Consider the following 15,468-nt stretch of genomic DNA (forward strand, 5'->3'; position numbering starts at 1 on the left):
CGGGGGAAAGCGGATCTGAAGGCGGCGGAGAAGCTGCGGGGGCCGTCCGGGACGGCGCCGCCGTCACGAGGGGGTGCGGCGGCCGCGCGGCCGTGCGGTCAGCCGGTGGTCTCCCGGTGGCTCAGGGACGTCAGCAGCTCCGACGCCTCCCGCACGACGCGCTCCACCAGGTCCGCGCACGACGGCAGGTCGTCGATCACACCGGCGACCTGTCCGCAGGCCATCACCCCCGCGTCCGTACGCCCCTCCACCATCGCCGAGCGCAGCAGCATCGGCGTGTTCGCGGCGAGCAGCACCTGGCTCCAGGCGAGGTCCCTGCCGTGACGCAGCGCCAGCCCGTCGTGGACCATCTGCCGCCAGGTCAGACCCGACAGCCTGCGGAAGCCCGCCGCGTGCCGCACCGCCCGCAGCAGGGCCCTGGCCCGGCCCGCGTCCTCCAGAGCGCCGACCAGCTCCGTGCGCAGCATGCGGTGCGGAAGACCGTCCACCGCGCGGGTGACGGTCACGTCCCGCGCCGTCGCCGCCAGATACCGGGCCTTCACCGCGTCCGGGACCGGCGAGTCCGACGTGAGCAGGAACCGCGTGCCCATCGCCACGCCCGCCGCCCCGTACGCCAGCGCCGCCACCAGCCCCCGCCCGTCGAAGAACCCGCCCGCAGCCACCACCGGGACGTCCACGGCGTCCACCACCTGCGGCAGCAGCACCGTCGTGGCCACCTCGCCGGTGTGGCCGCCGCCCTCGCCGCCCTGCACGATCACCGCGTCCGCGCCCCACGCGGCGACCTTCTCGGCGTGCCGGCGAGCCCCGACCGAGGGGATGACCACGACGCCGGCCGCCTTGAGCTCGGCGATCAGCTCGCGCGAGGGCGCCAGCGCGAAGGACGCCACCCGCACCCCCTCGTCGACGATGATCCGCACCCGGTCGCCGGCGTCCGCCGCGTCGGCCCGCAGGTTGACGCCGAACGGCGCGTCCGTGCGGGCCTTCACCTCCCGCACCGCCGCCCGCAGTCCGTCCAGGGTCATGGTGGCGGAGGCCAGGACGCCCAGCGCCCCCGCGTTCGCCGTCGCCGACACCAGCCGCGGACCCGCCACCCATCCCATCCCGGTCTGCACGATCGGGTGGCGCACCCCGACCAGCCGGGTCAGCGCCGTCTCCATCAGCTCGCCACCTCCCGGGCGCGGGCGCCGTCCGGATCGATCACCTCACGGATCAACCGCAGCTCCGCAGCCGTCGGCTCCCGCGTGTACGGCACCTCGCCGGGGATCACGAGGTCGAACGCCGTCGCCTCGCGGACCTGCCCTACGCTCACCCCCGGATGCAGCGACGCCAGCCGCATCGAGTGGTCGGGCGTCGCGAAGTCGAACACGCCCAGGTCGGAGACCACCCGCGGGATGCGGTGGTGACGCGCGCCCGCCGCACGGTCGTAGCCCACCCCGCACACCATGTCGACCTTCGCCACGAACACCCGCCGCGAATGCCGGGGCACCCAGTAACTGGTCGGATTGTTCAGGGTGTTGACCGGAGCGCCCCGCACCCCCAGCAGCTGGCGCACCGGCTTCGCCCAGTCGCCGATGCAGGAGATGTTCTGGTTGCCGTACCGGTCGATCTGGCTCGCGCCCATCATCACGTGCCGCCGGCCTCCGGTCACCAGCGCCAGATGCTGACGGTAGGGCAGCCAGCCCTCCACCGAGCCGTCGCCGTCGACGAGCAGCGCCTCGCCGTCGGTCAGCAGCAGCTCCGGCGCGAAGGTACGCCGGGCGAGCCGCGCGCCCACCGAGGGGATCACGCCCATCGGGCTCGCCAGGATCTCGCCCGCCCCCCGCCACGCCTCCGCGCAGGCCACGACGCAGTACTCCGCCCGGGTCACCGCGCTCATGTCGCCTCCCCGGCCGCCGCCGCCCGGTACGCCTGCTCGTCCCCGGCGAGGAACCGGGCCGCGAACTCCGCCCACGGCGTGGTCGCGTACCGCTTCTGGAACGCCTCGTCCCGGCCGTAGTCGGGCGCGCAGGACGTGAAGTGCGCCCCGCCCGGCGCCTCGACGACGCCCGTCACCGTGTGCCGCTTGATCAGCAGCGACTGCGGCGGCGCCTCCTTGGTCAACTCGGCCGTGTCGACGATCCGTTCACAGCTGACGTACGCCGTGTCCGCGGCCTCGCAGAAGAGGTCGTCGAAGTACGGGTCCGGGCCCAGGTACTGTCCGTTGCCCCGCCGGTCGGCCCGGTTGACGTGCACCAGGGCCGCGTCCAGCCGCAGGGCCGGCATGGCCACGAACGTCTCCGCGTCCTCGTACGGCGACGTCACCGTGCGCAGCTCGGGGTTGACCCGCATCACGTCCGAGCCGAGGCCCGCGCGCACCGGCAGGAACGGCAACCGGTGCGCGGCCGCGCGCAGCCCCCACAGGAACATCGCCTCGTCGACCTCGGTCAGCGCGAAGGCGCCCCGCTCGCGGGCCGCGCGGTAGTGCGGTTCGAGGGGAATCGAGTCGAGGGTGACGAACGCGGCGACCAGCCTGCGGATCCGTCCGGCCGCCGCGAGCATGCCGACGTCCGGCCCGCCGTACGAGACCACCGTCAGATCGGTGACCGGCGAGCGCAGCAGCGCCCGCACCAGAGCCATCGGCTTGCGGCGCGAGCCCCAGCCGCCGATGCCGACGGTCATGCCGCTCTCCAGACGGGAGACGGCCTCGTCGGCGCTCATCGTCTTGTCACTCACCCGAGCCCCTCTCGTCGGCTGCCGAGCCGAAGGTGTCGCGAACCCGGTCGGCGACCCCGCCGACGCTCGCCTCATAGGTGAAGCCCTGCTCGAAGCGGTAGCTGCGCCGCACGTCCACCGGATCGATGCCGTTGAGAGCCGCCTTCGCCAGCCGCAGCAGCTCACCGTCCTTCGCGGCGATCTCACCGGCCAACTCCATTGCGGCCCGCCCCAGTTCGTCCGGGGGAGTCACCCGCCACACCGAGCCGTGCGCGTGCAGCTCGGCCGCCGTGACCGTGCGCGCGGTGTAGTACAGGGCGCGCAGCAGATGCTGGGGCACCAGCCGGGCCAGATGCGTGGCCGCGCCCAGCGCGCCCCGGTCCAGCTCGGGCAGCCCGAACACGGCGTCCTCGCTCGCCACGATCACGTCCGCGTTGCCCACCAGGCCGATCCCGCCGCCCAGGCAGAAGCCGCGCACCGCCGCCACCACGGGCACCTCGCACTCGTACACCGCCGCGAAGGCCTCGTGGCAGCCCCGGTTGGCGCCGACGAGCGCCTCCCCGCCCCGCGCCTGGAGCTCCTTGATGTCCACGCCCGCGTTGAACCCCCGCCCCTCGGCGGCCAGTACCACGCAGCGCGTCGCCGGATCGCGGCCGGCCGCGCGCACCGCGTCCGCCAGGGCGAACCAGCCGGCCACCGGCAGCGCGTTCACCGGCGGGAAGTCGACGACGACGAGCGAAATCCCCTTTTCCGGGGACGAGGTGGAGACACCCATGGAAGCATCAGCTACCTTTCCACCAAACGTTTGTTAGGTGGAAGGTAGCAGCGAATGGAGCTGAACGGGAAGGTCGCCGTCGTCACCGGAGGCACCCGCGGCGTGGGCGCCGGCATCGCCCGCTCCCTCGCCCGCGCGGGCGCCGACGTCGTCGTCTGCGCCCGCCGCCCGCCGCACACCCCCCTGGACCGGGCACGGTTCCGGCCGCTGGACGTACGCGACGCCGACGCCGTCCAGGCCTTCTTCGCCGAACTGCCCCGGCTCGACGTCCTCGTCAACAACGCAGGCGGCGCCCCCTACCGCCGGCTCGACCAGGGCGACGCGCAACGGCACGCGCGCGTGATCGAACTCAACCTGATCGCCCCCCTGACCGTCTCCCTGGCCGCACACGACCACCTCGCACGCACCCGGGGCTCCCTCCTGATGATCGGCAGCGTCAGCGGCGCCCGCCCCTCACCCGGCACCGCCGCATACGGCGCCGCCAAAGCCGGCCTGGAGAGCCTCGCCCGCTCCATGGCCGTGGAATGGGCCCCCCGGGTGCGGGTGAACACCCTGGTCGTCGGCATGGTCCGCACCGAACTCAGCCACCTCCACTACGGCGACGAAGACGGCGTCCAGGCCGTCGCCCGCACCGTCCCGCTCGGCCGGCTCGCCGACCCCGCCGACGTCGGCGCCGCGGCCGTCTTCCTCGCCTCCGACGCCGCCCGCTACATCAGCGGCGCGAGCCTGCTCATCCACGGAGGCGGCGAACGCCCCGCCTTCCTCGACGCCGCGACGGCCGACAAGGAGACCTGACATGAGCGGAATCAGCGACGGACGCGTCGTCGCCGTCACCGGCGCCGGACGCGGCCTCGGACGCGCCCACGCCCTCGCCTTCGCCGCCCAGGGAGCCCGCGTCGTCGTCAACGACCTCGGCGTCGCCCTGGACGGCACCCCCCGCACCCCCGACCCAACGGGAACCCCCCGCCCCGACAGCCCGGCCGCCGCCGTGGCCGCCGAGATCCGCGCGGCGGGCGGTGAGGCGATCGCCCACGACGCGGACATCGCCACCCCCGAGGGCGCCGCCTCCCTCGTCACGACCGCCCTGGACGCCTACGGCCGCCTCGACACCCTCGTCAACAACGCAGGATTCCTGCGCGACCGCATGCTCGTCAACCTCGACGAGGACGACTGGGACGCCGTCCTGCGCGTCCACCTCAAGGGCCACTTCCTCACCCTGAGACACGCTGCCGCGCACTGGCGCGCCGAGTCCAAGGCCGGCCGCACCCCCACCGCCCGGATCGTCAACACCTCCAGCGGCGCCGGACTCCTCGGCTCCGTCGGACAGGGCAACTACAGCGCCGCGAAGGCCGGCATCGTCGCCCTGACCCTCGTCGCCGCCGCCGAACTCGCCCGCTACGGCGTCCAGGTCAACGCCATCGCCCCCGCCGCCCGCACCCGCATGACGGAACGCGCCTTCGCCGCGACCATGGCCGCCCCCGCCACCGGCTTCGACGCCATGGCCCCCGACAACGTCTCCCCGCTCGTCGTCTGGCTCGGCTCGGCCGCCAGCGAGGGCGTCACCGGACGCGTCTTCGAGACCGAGGGTGGCCGCATCACCGTCATGGACGGCTGGCGCCCCGGCCCCACCCTGGACAAGGGAGCGCGGTGGACACCGGCAGAACTGGGGGAGGCCGTACACGAACTCCTGGCGCTGGCCCCGCCCCCGGGAGCGGTCTACGGCGCCTGAACCGCGCCGGCCCCGCGCGCCGCGCTCCGCCCCGACGACCTCTACCTGTCGCACCGACCCCTACGTGTCGCACCGACCCCTACGTGTCGCACCGACCCCTACGTGTCGCACCGACCCCTACGTGTCGCACTCCAGCACCGTGCGGCACAACCCGCACCGTGCCCGCACCCGCCCCCGCACCGGCACCCGGATCCGCTGATGGCAGGTGGGGCAGGGAAACGTCACCCGCAACGGCCCCGCCGGATCCGCCGCGAACGCGTACCGCACGCCCCCCGCGCCGCCCCCGGTCCCGGCCGCCGCCGCGGGCCCCTGCCCCCGCGCCGCCGGCCCCTGCGCCTGACGGCGGTCATGGGCATAGCGCCGCCGGCCCGCCCAGCCCGCCGCCGTCAGCGGAGGCTGCCGCTCGTCGTGGCGGGCCCGCTCCAGCCCCCGCTCGTACGCCCTGTACGCCTGCGCACTGGTGAACCACACCGACGGATCCTCGCCGAACACCAGCGACCGCTTCGCCAGCACGTACCCGAACTCCTCCGGAGTGAGATACCCCAGCTTCTGCGACGACGCCCCGTCCTCCCGGTACGCGTCCAGCAGCAGCCAGCCCGCCCCCAGATACGTCGTCGCCGTGTCCGTCAGGATCTCGTTGTCCCGCGTCCCCGGGAACGACAGATCCACCCGGTGCAGGTACACATGCATGATCTCGTGCGCCAGAGCCGCCCCGATGTCCCGCCGATGCCCCCGGAAACGGTCGTTCAGCTCCACGAAGTACTCCGGGCCCGCCGTCAGCTCCACGTTCGCCGCATGCTGCATCTCCCGGAACGCCACGATCATCCGCGCGTCCGGCAACCGGAAATGCCGCACCAGCTCACGCGCCACCCGCTGGGCCCCCAGATGCAGGTCGTCGCCGTCGCAGAAGGCCACATCGGCCGGCGGCACACTCGTCGCGAACTGCTGCACGGTGTCGTACGACAACCGCCGGTACAACGCCGTGACAGCCGCCCGCACCGTCTCCAGATGCGGAAATCCATGCTCGACCGGCCCGCCGTCGGCCACGCCATCACCCCCAGGACGCGTGCACCCGATTCCACTCTACGGGCAGCGCGTCCGCCCGCACAGGCATGCCCTAGGGTGATCGCCCATGACCATCAGCAACACCCCCACCGGCGACGCCCCCGCACCCGGCGCCGCCGTCGTCGACCCCGCCGCCGCTGACGCCGACCCCGCCGTCCGCCAGGAGCTCGCCCGTCTGCGCGACAGCATCGACAACATCGACGCCGCCGTCGTCCACATGCTCGCCGAACGCTTCAAGGCCACCCAGCAGGTCGGCCACCTCAAGGCCCGCCACCAACTGCCCCCCGCCGACCCCGCCCGCGAGGCCCGCCAGATCGAACGGCTGCGCACCCTCGCCGAGAACGCCAAACTCGACCCCGCGTTCGCCGAGAAGTTCCTCAACTTCATCATTGGTGAGGTCATCCGCCACCACGAGCGCATCGCCGAGGACACCGCCGCCCCCACCGGCGACTGACCGGTCAGGCGCCCCGGCGCGAGAAGCGACAAAGCACGCGTACCGATCCGCCCCTGTGCCCGGCCTGCGGCATCAGGCAGCATGTCGTGCATGTCCGTACTGACGCGCGACGAAGCGCTAAGCCGTGCCAAGCTCCTCGACGTCCACCGCTACACCATCGAGCTCGACCTGACGACCGGCGACGAGACCTTCGAGTCCGTCACCGTCATCCGGTTCGCCGCGCGCGCCAACGGGGACACCTTCGTCGAGGTCAGGCCCGACACCCTGCACTCCGTCACCCTCGACGGCGAGCCCCTCGACCCCGGAACGCTCGACGACAACCGGCTCGCCCTGCACGGCCTCAGCGCCGGCGACCACGAACTGCGCGTCCGGGCCGACATGTCCTACTCCCGCACCGGCGAGGGCATGCACCGCTTCACCGACCCCACCGACGGCGAGACCTACCTCTACACCCAGCTGTTCATGAACGACGTCCAGCGCGTCTTCGCCGCCTTCGACCAACCCGACCTCAAGGCCGTCTTCGACCTGTCGGTGAAAGCCCCCGAGAACTGGACCGTCCTCGCCAACGGCATCACCGAACACCTCGGCGAAGGCCGCTGGAAGGCCGCCTCCACCCCCCTCGTCTCCACCTACCTCGTCGCCGTCGCCGCCGGCCCCTGGCACACCGTGCGCACCGAACACCGCGGACTGCCCCTCGGCCTGCACTGCCGCCGCTCCCTGGCCCCCTACCTCGACGCCGACGCCGACGAGATCCTCGACATCACCCGCGCCTGCTACGACCGCTACCACGAGAAGTTCGAGGAGCCCTACCCCTTCGACTCCTACGACCAGGCGTTCGTCCCCGAGTTCAACGCCGGCGCCATGGAGAACCCCGGCCTCGTCACCTTCCGCGACGAGTTCGTCTACCGCTCCGCCGTCACCGACACCGAACGCCAGACCCGCGCCATGGTCATCGCCCACGAGATGGCCCACATGTGGTTCGGCGACCTCGTCACCCTCCAGTGGTGGGACGACATCTGGCTCAACGAGTCCTTCGCCGAGTACATGGGCTACCAGACCCTCACCGAAGCCACCCGCTTCGACGGCACCTGGACCGAGTTCGGCGTCGTCCGCAAACCCTGGGGCTACGACGCCGACCAACGCCCCTCCACCCACCCCGTCGCCCCCGAGGACGTCGACGACACCGCCTCCGCCCTGCTCAACTTCGACGGCATCTCCTACGCCAAGGGCGCTTCCGCGCTGCGCCAACTCGTCACCTGGCTCGGCGAGAAGGACTTCCTCGCCGGCATCAACACCCACTTCGCGCGCCACCGGTTCGCCAACGCCACCCTCGCCGACTTCATCGACTCCCTCGCCGCCCACACCGAACGCGACGTCCACGCCTGGGCCGACGCCTGGCTGCGCACCACCGGCGTCGACACCCTCACCCCCACCGTCAGCGGCGCCAACGGCGACCGCGCCCTGACCGTCACCCACCACGGCAGCCGCCCCCACCGCGTCGCCGTCGGCCTCTACGACCTCGACCTCGCCGACGAAGGCCGCCACCTCACCCTGCGCAGCCGCCTCGAAGTCGACATCCCGCAGAGCGCCCCCCAACCCATCGGCAAGCGCCCCGCCCTCCTCCTGCTCAACGACGGCGACCTCACCTACACCAAGATCCGCTTCGACCCCGAGTCCTTCGAGACCGTCCGCGCCAACCTCTGCGGCCTGCCCGACCCGCTCACCCGCGCCGTCGTCTGGAACGCCCTGCGCGACGCCGTACGCGACGGCGAACTCGCCCCCACCGCCTACCTCGACGCCGCCCGCGCCCACCTCCCGCAGGAAACAGACCTCGCCCTCGTCCAGGCCGTCCTCGCCTTCGCCGCCGGCCAGATCGCCGACCGCTACGTCACCCCCGAGCAGCGCCCCGCCGCCCTCGCCGCCCTCGCCGCCCTGTGCCGCGACCTCATCCGCCGCACCGAGGACGGCGACCACCCCGGCCTGCGCCTCGTCGCCGTACGCCACTACATCGCCGTCGCCGCCCACCCCGACACCATCGCCGCCTGGCTCGCCGACGGCACCGTCCCCGGCGGACCCGAACTCGACCCCGACCTGCGCTGGCGCGTCCTCGCCCGGCTCGCCGTCCTCGGCGCCACCGACGCCGACGCCATCACCGCCGAACTCCACCGCGACCCCTCCGCCGCCGGCCAGGAAGGCGCCGCCCGCTGCCGCGCCGCCCTCCCCGACCAGGCCGCCAAGGAACAGGCCTGGGCGGCGATGTTCTCCTCCGACGGCCTGTCCAACTACCTCTTCAACGCCACCGCCCAGGGCTTCTGGCAGCCCGAACAGGCCGACCTCGTCAGCGGCTACGTCCCCCGCTTCTTCGAGGACGCCGTCGCCGTCGCCGCCCGCCGCGGCCCCGCCATCGCCGAGGCCGTGGGGCGCTGGGCGTTCCCCGCCCACGCCGTCGACGCCGACACCCTGCGCCTGGGCGAGGCGTGCCTCGCGACCGCCGGACCCACCCCGGCCCTGCGCCGCAAACTCGTCGACCAGCTCGACGACCTCACCCGAGCCCTGCGGGTCCGCACCGCCCACCGGCCCACCTCGTCCTGACCCCGACGACGGCGGTGCCGCCCGCCCGGCACCGCCGTCAGCACCCCCGCCCACGCCCCGCGCCCACGACACGGACCGGCGAAGCGGACCGGCGACTTCAACCGATGGCGTAGACCGGCGACTCGGACCGACGGCGTAGAGGGCGACACAGACCGACGACGCAGACCGACGACACAGACCGACGACACAGACCGACGACGCCGGCCGGCCGCGTGCGGGGTCGCGCGTCCGGACGGAGACCCCCTACGGCGCGTCCCGGCGCAGCTCCGCCCGCCGCACGCCTGCCTCGCGCGGCCCCGCCCGCCGATTGCCCACCCCGGCAGCCGGCGCCACATCCGCCTCCTCCAGAACGAAGCCCGACCGCTCGAGGAAGCGTTCCCCCGGCTCCCAGCCCGGCGGGACCGTCGCCGTCACGCGCGTGACGCCCTCCGCCCGCGCCAGCAACGCGCCGGCCACCGCCCGCCCCAGCCCCCGCCGCCGGGCCTCCGGAGCCAGCAGGAACATCCCCACCGCCACCGCCCCCGGCTCCGGGTGATCCCGCACCACGTCCACCACGCCGGCCACCGACCCCGCCCACTCCACCAACAGCAGCACCTTGTCCTGCGGCGCGGCCCCCTCCGGCAGCGCGTAGAACAGGCTCTGCACATCACCCGGCGCCGACGGCAGCCCCGTCGCCGCGACGAACCAGTCCTCGCACTCCTCGAACAGCGCGAGCAGCGCCGCCTCGTCCTCGGGACCCGGCTCACGCAACACCACCGGCTCGCCCTCCAACTCCAGCCCCGGCACCCGCTCCACCCTCGGCTTCTCCACGCTCCACACCTCACTCGACCGTCGACGACATCCGGCAGGGGGCACACACCCCCGCCGCGTTCCCCCTGGGGGAGTACCCCCTTTCGAGTACCGATCTCCGGGCTTCCGGGCGCGCCCGCACCACCGCGTACAAGCTGGAACCCCGCTGCCCCGCACCGGCCCGCAGGAGCTCCATGAGCACGCCACCCCTCGCCTCAGGTCCACAAGGACCCGACGCCCTCCGGCCGTTGCTCGCGACCGTCCTCGACGCACTCGACGCCGGCGCCCGCACCCGCGGCGGCCCCCTCCCCGCCGGCGGCCCCGACGCCGTGACCGCCCGACTCGCCCACGCCGCGGGCGAGGTCCTGCCCACCGACGGCGACCCCGACGCCCTGGCCACCCTCGTGCGCGCCCTCGCCGAAGGCTCCGCCGACCCCGCCCACCCCCACTGCACCGCCCACCTGCACTGCCCACCCCTCGCCGTCGCCACCGCCGCCGACCTCGCCGCCTGCGCCCTCAACCCCTCCCTCGACTCCTGGGACCAGGCCCCCGCCGCCTCCGCACTCGAAGCCCTCGTCACCCGAGCCCTCGCCGCCCACGCCGGCCTCGCCGACGCCCTCGTCACCACCGGCGGCACCGAAGCCAACCAACTCGCCCTCCTCCTCGCCCGCGAAACCCACGGCCCCACCCTCCGCCTCGTCTGCGGAGCCAACGCCCACCACTCCCTGCCCCGCGCCGCCTGGCTCCTCGGCCTCCCCCCACCCCTCGTCCTGCCCACCCCCACCGGCACCCTCGACCCCACCGCACTCCACCGCGCCCTCACCCCGCCCGGCCCCCGCCCACCCGTCCTCGTCGCCGCCACCGCGGGCACCACCGACGCCGGCCTCATCGACCCCCTCCCCGCCATCGGCGCCCTGTGCCGCACCCACGGCGCCCGCCTCCACATCGACGCCGCCTACGGAGGCGGACTCCTCTTCAGCGACCGCCACCGCCCCCGACTCACCGGCCTCGACACCGCCCACACCGTCACCCTCGACCTGCACAAACTCGGCTGGCAACCCGCCGCCGCCGGACTCCTCGCCGTCCACGACCCGCACGACCTCACCGTCCTGCACCACCACACCGACTACCTCAACGCCCCCGACGACACCGAAGCCGGCCTCCCCGACCTCCTCGGCCGCTCCCTGCGCACCACCCGCCGCCCCGACGTCCTCAAGATCGCCGTCACCCTCAAGACCCTCGGCCGCACCGGACTCGGCGCCCTCGTCGACCAGGTCTGCGACCACGCCCGGCGCCTCGCCGACCTCATCACCGCACACCCCCGCCTCGAACTCCACGCCCCGCCCACCATCAGCACCGTCCTCTTCCGCCCCACCGGCGCCGACGACACCACCGTCGCCGACATCCGCCGCCGCCTCCTCACCGAAGGCCACGCCGTCCTCGGCCGCGCCCGCCTCGACGGCCGCCTCTGGCTCAAAGCGACCCTCCTCAACCCCCACACCCGCCCCGACGACCTGACCGCCCTCCTGCACCTGGTGGAAGGAAACACCCCCACATGACCACGCCCCCACCCCACCGCGCCGACACCCCCCACGACACCCACACCCCCCGCGACCTCGTCGGCATCGGCATCGGCCCCAGCAACCTCTCCCTCGCCGCCCTCGCCCACCCCCTCGCCGAACTCGACGCCGTCTTCTACGAACAACGCCCCCGCTTCGACTGGCACCCCGGCCTCCTCATCGACGGCGCCCGCGTCCAGGTCCCCTTCCTCGCCGACCTCGTCACCCTCGCCGACCCCACCAGCCCCTGGACCTTCCTCAACTACCTCAAGACCCACCACCGCCTCTACCCCTTCTACTTCGCCGAGCGCTTCCACACCCACCGCGCCGAATACGACGCCTACTGCCGCTGGGTCGCCGACAACCTCCCCGGACTCCACTTCCGCCACCAGGTCGACGCCGTCCGCTGGAACCCCGAACACGACGTCTTCGAAGTCGACTTCACCCACCTCGACACCGACGGCGAAGCCGAAGCCCTCGGCCGCACCCACACCCGCAACATCGTCCTCGGCGTCGGCACCGAACCCCACGTCCCCGACCCCCTGCGCCCCCTCGTCGACGCCCCCGGCGTCCCCGTCGTCCACGCCACCGACTACCTCGCCCACCGCGACACCCTCCTCGCCGCCGGCCACATCACCGTCGTCGGCTCAGGACAGTCCGGCGCCGAGATCTTCCTCGACCTGCTGCGCCACCGCCCCACCGGCCGCGAACAGCTCCACTGGATCGGCCGCACCCCCGCCTTCGCCCCCATGGAGTACTCCAAACTCGGCCTCGAACACTTCACCCCCGACTACACCCGCTACTTCCACGCCCTCCCCGAAAACGTCCGGGACCGCCTCACCGACGCCCAGTGGCAACTCCACAAGGGCATCGACGCAGGCACCCTCGCCGCCATCCACGACGAGCTCTACCGCCGCACCCTCGACGGCGACTGGCCCGACACCGTCCTCACCCCCGGCGTGCGCGTCCGCACCGCGGGACGCATCGCCACCACGAGAATCGAACTCCACCTCGAACACCTCCAGCAGAACACCCGCACCCGCCTCACCACCGACGCCGTCGTCCTCGCCACCGGCCACCGCGAACGCCCCCTCGACCGCATCCTCGCCGGCCTCGACCCCTACATCCGCCGCGACAGCAGCGAACGGCCGCGCATCGACGAGCAGTTCCGCCTCGTCCTCGACCCCTCCGTCACCGCCACCGGCTGCAACGTCTACGTCCAGAACGCCGAACGCCACACCCACGGCGTAGGCGCCCCCGACCTCGGCCTCACCGCCTGGCGCAGCGCCACCATCCTCAACACCCTCACCGCCAAGGAGCCCTACCCCCTGCCCACCCGCACCGCCTTCACCACCTTCGGCCTCGAACAGGACCGACAACACCGCGTCCCATCGGCCCGACAGGCGCCCGCCCTCACCCCCCTCGTGGACCGCTGGTAGCAGCCACGGCCCGCGCGAGGCGCCGACAGCCGACGCAAGCGAAAGGGCGGTGATTCACGCAGCGACCGACCCGGCCACCGCATGAACCACCGCCCACCGCACATCGCTCCGGCACCCCGAACTCCGGCACCCCGAACTCCGGCACCCCGAACTCCGGCATCCCGAACTCCGGCACCCCGAACTCCGGCACCACGGACTCAGGAACTCCGCGAGCCCGGGACCCGTGTGTCCGGGACCCGTGTGTCCGCAACCCGTGTGTCCGGAACCCCTAGAACACCGGCGTACCGTTACGCGTCAACTTCCAGTCCACCGAAGCGAAGTCCTTCGGATCCAGCACACCCTTCGCCGTCACCCACTCCGAGATCCGCGTACGGATCTCCGTCGACTCCGACCACAACTCCTGCGCCGACGCCACATGCGGGAACGCGCCTCCGCCGTTGGCCCGGTAGTTGTTCACCGCGAACACGAACTGCTGGGCATCGTCCAACGCCGCACCCCGGTACGTCAGATTCCTGATCCGCGAACCCGCCGCCTGCGCCACATCGATCTCGTACGACAACCCCGACACATAGTCGTAGTTGTAATCCGGCCGGTTGTTCGCGTTGGTCAACTTCTCCACGTCCACCACCGCGTCCGCCGCCGTCTGCACGAAATACTCCGCCGAATACTCCAGGTACGCCCGCACCTGCGCACCCGTCAGCAACTTCGCCACCAGCGTGTTGTCGTACACGTACAGACTCGACAGATCCCGGATCGTCACCTCACCGGCCGGAATCTCCGACGTCCGCGAGAACGGCGACGCCTGCGCGATCACCGGCAGCGACGCATACGACGTCCCCGCCAGCGCCGCCTTCACGACGTCCTCCTGCACCTTCGTGATCAGATCGATGATCGGGGCGTCCTTGTACCGCGCCTCCACCGTCGTCAACGTCTCCGTCGCCGACCCCACCACCTGGTTGACGTACGCCACGACCTTCGCGTGCTCGTCGCCCAGCAACTTCGTGATCTTCGGATCGTCCGCCACCGTGTTGGTGTTCACCACCTTCGACGCAACGGACTCGACGGCCCACTTCCCCTTCTGGAACACCAGCGACACGTCGAACACCGACAACCGCTCCGCGAACGCCAACGGCTCCGACAGCACCACCGTCCGGCCCGTCTTCGCGTTCGTCACCCTCAGCTCGGGAATCTCTACATGCGCGTGGCCGACCAGAATCGCGTCGATGTCCGGCACCTGCTGCGCGACCAGAGCCGCCGAATTCTCCACATACGGCAACTGATCACCGTACGACGACGTACCCGACGACCCCGAGTGCGCCGACACGATCACCACGTCCGCACCCAGCGACTTCAGCTTCGGCACCCACTTCGCCGCCTGCTCCTCCAGCCCCGGGAACGCCAACCTGCCCTGCACGTACGCCTTGTCCCAGATGGCGATACCGGGATTCGTCAGACCGAGCACCGCCACCTTCACCGGCGGCGCGCCCTTCACACAGAACGTCTTCATCACATACGGAGCGAACGCCGGCTTCAACGTCTTCGCGTCCACCGCGTTCGCCCCGAGCAGCGGAAAACGCAACTGCGACTCGAACTTCCGCAGCGTCTCGATGCCGTAGTTGAACTCGTGGTTGCCCAATGCCGCCGCGTCGTACCCGATCGCGTTCATGGCCTGCGCCATCGGATGCACCGGACCGCCCTTGGCGGTGATCGGATCCACCTTCGCGTAGTAATACGTCAGCGGCGTCCCCTGGATCGTGTCGCCCGCATCCACGAGCAGGGTGTTCTCCCGCCCCTTCTCCTGACGGATCCGGTTCACCAGCGTCGAGATGCGCGCCAGCCCCTGCGCGTTGCCCGCCGCGTCCTTGTACTCCGCGTTCTTGAAGTAGTCCCAGTTGAAGACGTGACCGTGCAGATCCGTCGTCCCCATCACCGTCAACGCGTACCGCTTCGGCTGCCGCACCGGCCGCGCCGGCTTCCCCGCCGCGGCCTGCGCCGACGGAGCCGCCACCGCGCCGGCGATCGCCACCCCCGCCCCGGTCACGGCGGTCTTCTTCAGGAACTTCCGGCGGTTCAACGGCATGTCTCGTACTCCTCGGGGGAAGGCCAATGACGCGCGTAGATTCTGACCCGGTCACGGCCGACGGCAACAGATCCAGGAGGTTGCGATCTGGTGACCAGCACGGTCAACGGCGCACACGGACCAGGAAAAGCCGTGACAAGCAGGACGTACGACCTTCCCCTCCGCCCGTCATGAACCCGCACCCCCGCGTGAACCCGGCGGACGGCGACCACCCGCGACGCCCGCCTCACCTGATCGGCCCCCCCTATTCCTCCCGCCTCCGAATTCACCCATTCGAGAAAATGCTCATCAGAGC

13 protein-coding genes are annotated in these 15,468 nt (G+C 72.4%); 6 read left to right on the forward strand and 7 right to left on the reverse strand.

All coding sequences use genetic code 11. The features are described 5' to 3' along the window. Window positions 1-98: 98 nt before the first annotated feature. From ACFVYK_RS19685 to ACFVYK_RS19700, 4 genes are read right to left on the reverse strand one after another with little or no spacing between them, the layout of a single operon-like run. Entirely contained in the window at window positions 99-1,157 is a 1,059-nt protein-coding gene (locus tag ACFVYK_RS19685) for an NAD(P)H-dependent flavin oxidoreductase (protein ID WP_389775464.1), read from the reverse strand. Beyond that, window positions 1,157-1,876, reverse strand: a complete 720-nt coding sequence (locus tag ACFVYK_RS19690; protein ID WP_389775466.1) for a CoA-transferase subunit beta — start codon at window positions 1,874-1,876, stop codon at window positions 1,157-1,159. The genes ACFVYK_RS19685 and ACFVYK_RS19690 overlap by 1 nt, the downstream gene beginning before the upstream one ends. Then, a complete protein-coding gene (locus ACFVYK_RS19695) occupies window positions 1,873-2,712 on the reverse strand; it encodes a CoA transferase subunit A (protein WP_389775469.1) in 840 nt (279 codons plus the stop codon). The genes ACFVYK_RS19690 and ACFVYK_RS19695 overlap by 4 nt, the downstream gene beginning before the upstream one ends. After that, a complete protein-coding gene (locus tag ACFVYK_RS19700) occupies window positions 2,705-3,466 on the reverse strand; it encodes an enoyl-CoA hydratase family protein (protein ID WP_389775472.1) in 762 nt (253 codons plus the stop codon). Before ACFVYK_RS19700 ends, ACFVYK_RS19695 begins: the two co-directional genes overlap by 8 nt. Window positions 3,467-3,520: 54 nt before the next feature. On the opposite strand from ACFVYK_RS19700, the gene ACFVYK_RS19705 reads away from it, so the two are divergent. Continuing rightward, window positions 3,521-4,261 (forward strand): SDR family oxidoreductase, encoded by a 741-nt coding sequence (locus ACFVYK_RS19705; protein ID WP_389775474.1) that lies wholly within the window; start codon window positions 3,521-3,523, stop codon window positions 4,259-4,261. A 1-nt stretch (window position 4,262) separates the two neighbouring features. After that, entirely contained in the window at window positions 4,263-5,195 is a 933-nt protein-coding gene (locus ACFVYK_RS19710; RefSeq protein ID WP_389775477.1) for an SDR family oxidoreductase, read from the forward strand. A 117-nt stretch (window positions 5,196-5,312) separates the two neighbouring features. Here ACFVYK_RS19710 and ACFVYK_RS19715 read toward each other — a convergent pair whose 3' ends face one another. Beyond that, the gene (locus ACFVYK_RS19715) at window positions 5,313-6,242 is read right to left on the reverse strand and encodes a hypothetical protein (protein ID WP_389775479.1); all 930 of its coding nucleotides are present in this window, start codon (window positions 6,240-6,242) and stop codon (window positions 5,313-5,315) included. An 85-nt stretch (window positions 6,243-6,327) separates the two neighbouring features. Here ACFVYK_RS19715 and ACFVYK_RS19720 point away from each other — a divergent pair, with 85 nt between their 5' ends. After that, window positions 6,328-6,714 carry a chorismate mutase gene (locus tag ACFVYK_RS19720; protein WP_389775482.1) on the forward strand — a complete coding sequence of 129 codons (387 nt, stop codon included), beginning with the start codon at window positions 6,328-6,330 and terminating at the stop codon, window positions 6,712-6,714. 90 nt (window positions 6,715-6,804) lie between these two features. Continuing rightward, window positions 6,805-9,306: an aminopeptidase N gene (pepN, locus tag ACFVYK_RS19725; protein ID WP_389775485.1), complete on the forward strand. Its 2,502-nt coding sequence runs from the start codon at window positions 6,805-6,807 to the stop codon at window positions 9,304-9,306. A gap of 243 nt (window positions 9,307-9,549) precedes the next feature. Here pepN and ACFVYK_RS19730 read toward each other — a convergent pair whose 3' ends face one another. Continuing rightward, window positions 9,550-10,116: a GNAT family N-acetyltransferase gene (locus ACFVYK_RS19730; protein WP_389775488.1), complete on the reverse strand. Its 567-nt coding sequence runs from the start codon at window positions 10,114-10,116 to the stop codon at window positions 9,550-9,552. 173 nt (window positions 10,117-10,289) lie between these two features. Between ACFVYK_RS19730 and ACFVYK_RS19735 the strand changes: the two genes are divergently transcribed. Together ACFVYK_RS19735 and ACFVYK_RS19740 are read left to right on the forward strand one after the other, a co-directional pair. After that, complete coding sequence (locus tag ACFVYK_RS19735) at window positions 10,290-11,654, forward strand: pyridoxal phosphate-dependent decarboxylase family protein (protein ID WP_389775490.1); 1,365 nt, start codon at window positions 10,290-10,292, stop codon at window positions 11,652-11,654. After that, the gene (locus ACFVYK_RS19740; protein WP_389775492.1) at window positions 11,651-13,093 is read left to right on the forward strand and encodes a lysine N(6)-hydroxylase/L-ornithine N(5)-oxygenase family protein; all 1,443 of its coding nucleotides are present in this window, start codon (window positions 11,651-11,653) and stop codon (window positions 13,091-13,093) included. Before ACFVYK_RS19735 ends, ACFVYK_RS19740 begins: the two co-directional genes overlap by 4 nt. Window positions 13,094-13,361: 268 nt before the next feature. On the opposite strand, the gene ACFVYK_RS19745 is transcribed toward ACFVYK_RS19740, so the two are convergent. Then, on the reverse strand, window positions 13,362-15,173 hold the full coding sequence (locus ACFVYK_RS19745; RefSeq protein ID WP_389775495.1) for a bifunctional metallophosphatase/5'-nucleotidase: 1,812 nt from the start codon (window positions 15,171-15,173) through the stop codon (window positions 13,362-13,364). Window positions 15,174-15,468 lie beyond the last annotated feature (295 nt).

It is taken from the genome of Streptomyces sp. NPDC058291 (assembly GCF_042880855.1).
Classification (GTDB): Bacteria; Actinomycetota; Actinomycetes; order Streptomycetales; family Streptomycetaceae; genus Streptomyces.

Coding starts and splice junctions, on each gene's coding strand:
- ACFVYK_RS19740 (WP_389775492.1), top strand. CDS start 11,651: ATGACCACGCCCCCACCCCACCGCGCCGACACCCCCCACGACACCCAC.
- ACFVYK_RS19735 (WP_389775490.1), top strand. CDS start 10,290: ATGAGCACGCCACCCCTCGCCTCAGGTCCACAAGGACCCGACGCCCTC.
- ACFVYK_RS19710 (WP_389775477.1), top strand. CDS start 4,263: ATGAGCGGAATCAGCGACGGACGCGTCGTCGCCGTCACCGGCGCCGGA.
- ACFVYK_RS19745 (WP_389775495.1), bottom strand. CDS start 15,173: ATGCCGTTGAACCGCCGGAAGTTCCTGAAGAAGACCGCCGTGACCGGG.
- ACFVYK_RS19705 (WP_389775474.1), top strand. CDS start 3,521: ATGGAGCTGAACGGGAAGGTCGCCGTCGTCACCGGAGGCACCCGCGGC.
- ACFVYK_RS19720 (WP_389775482.1), top strand. CDS start 6,328: ATGACCATCAGCAACACCCCCACCGGCGACGCCCCCGCACCCGGCGCC.
- ACFVYK_RS19700 (WP_389775472.1), bottom strand. CDS start 3,466: ATGGGTGTCTCCACCTCGTCCCCGGAAAAGGGGATTTCGCTCGTCGTC.
- ACFVYK_RS19690 (WP_389775466.1), bottom strand. CDS start 1,876: ATGAGCGCGGTGACCCGGGCGGAGTACTGCGTCGTGGCCTGCGCGGAG.
- pepN (WP_389775485.1), top strand. CDS start 6,805: ATGTCCGTACTGACGCGCGACGAAGCGCTAAGCCGTGCCAAGCTCCTC.
- ACFVYK_RS19685 (WP_389775464.1), bottom strand. CDS start 1,157: ATGGAGACGGCGCTGACCCGGCTGGTCGGGGTGCGCCACCCGATCGTG.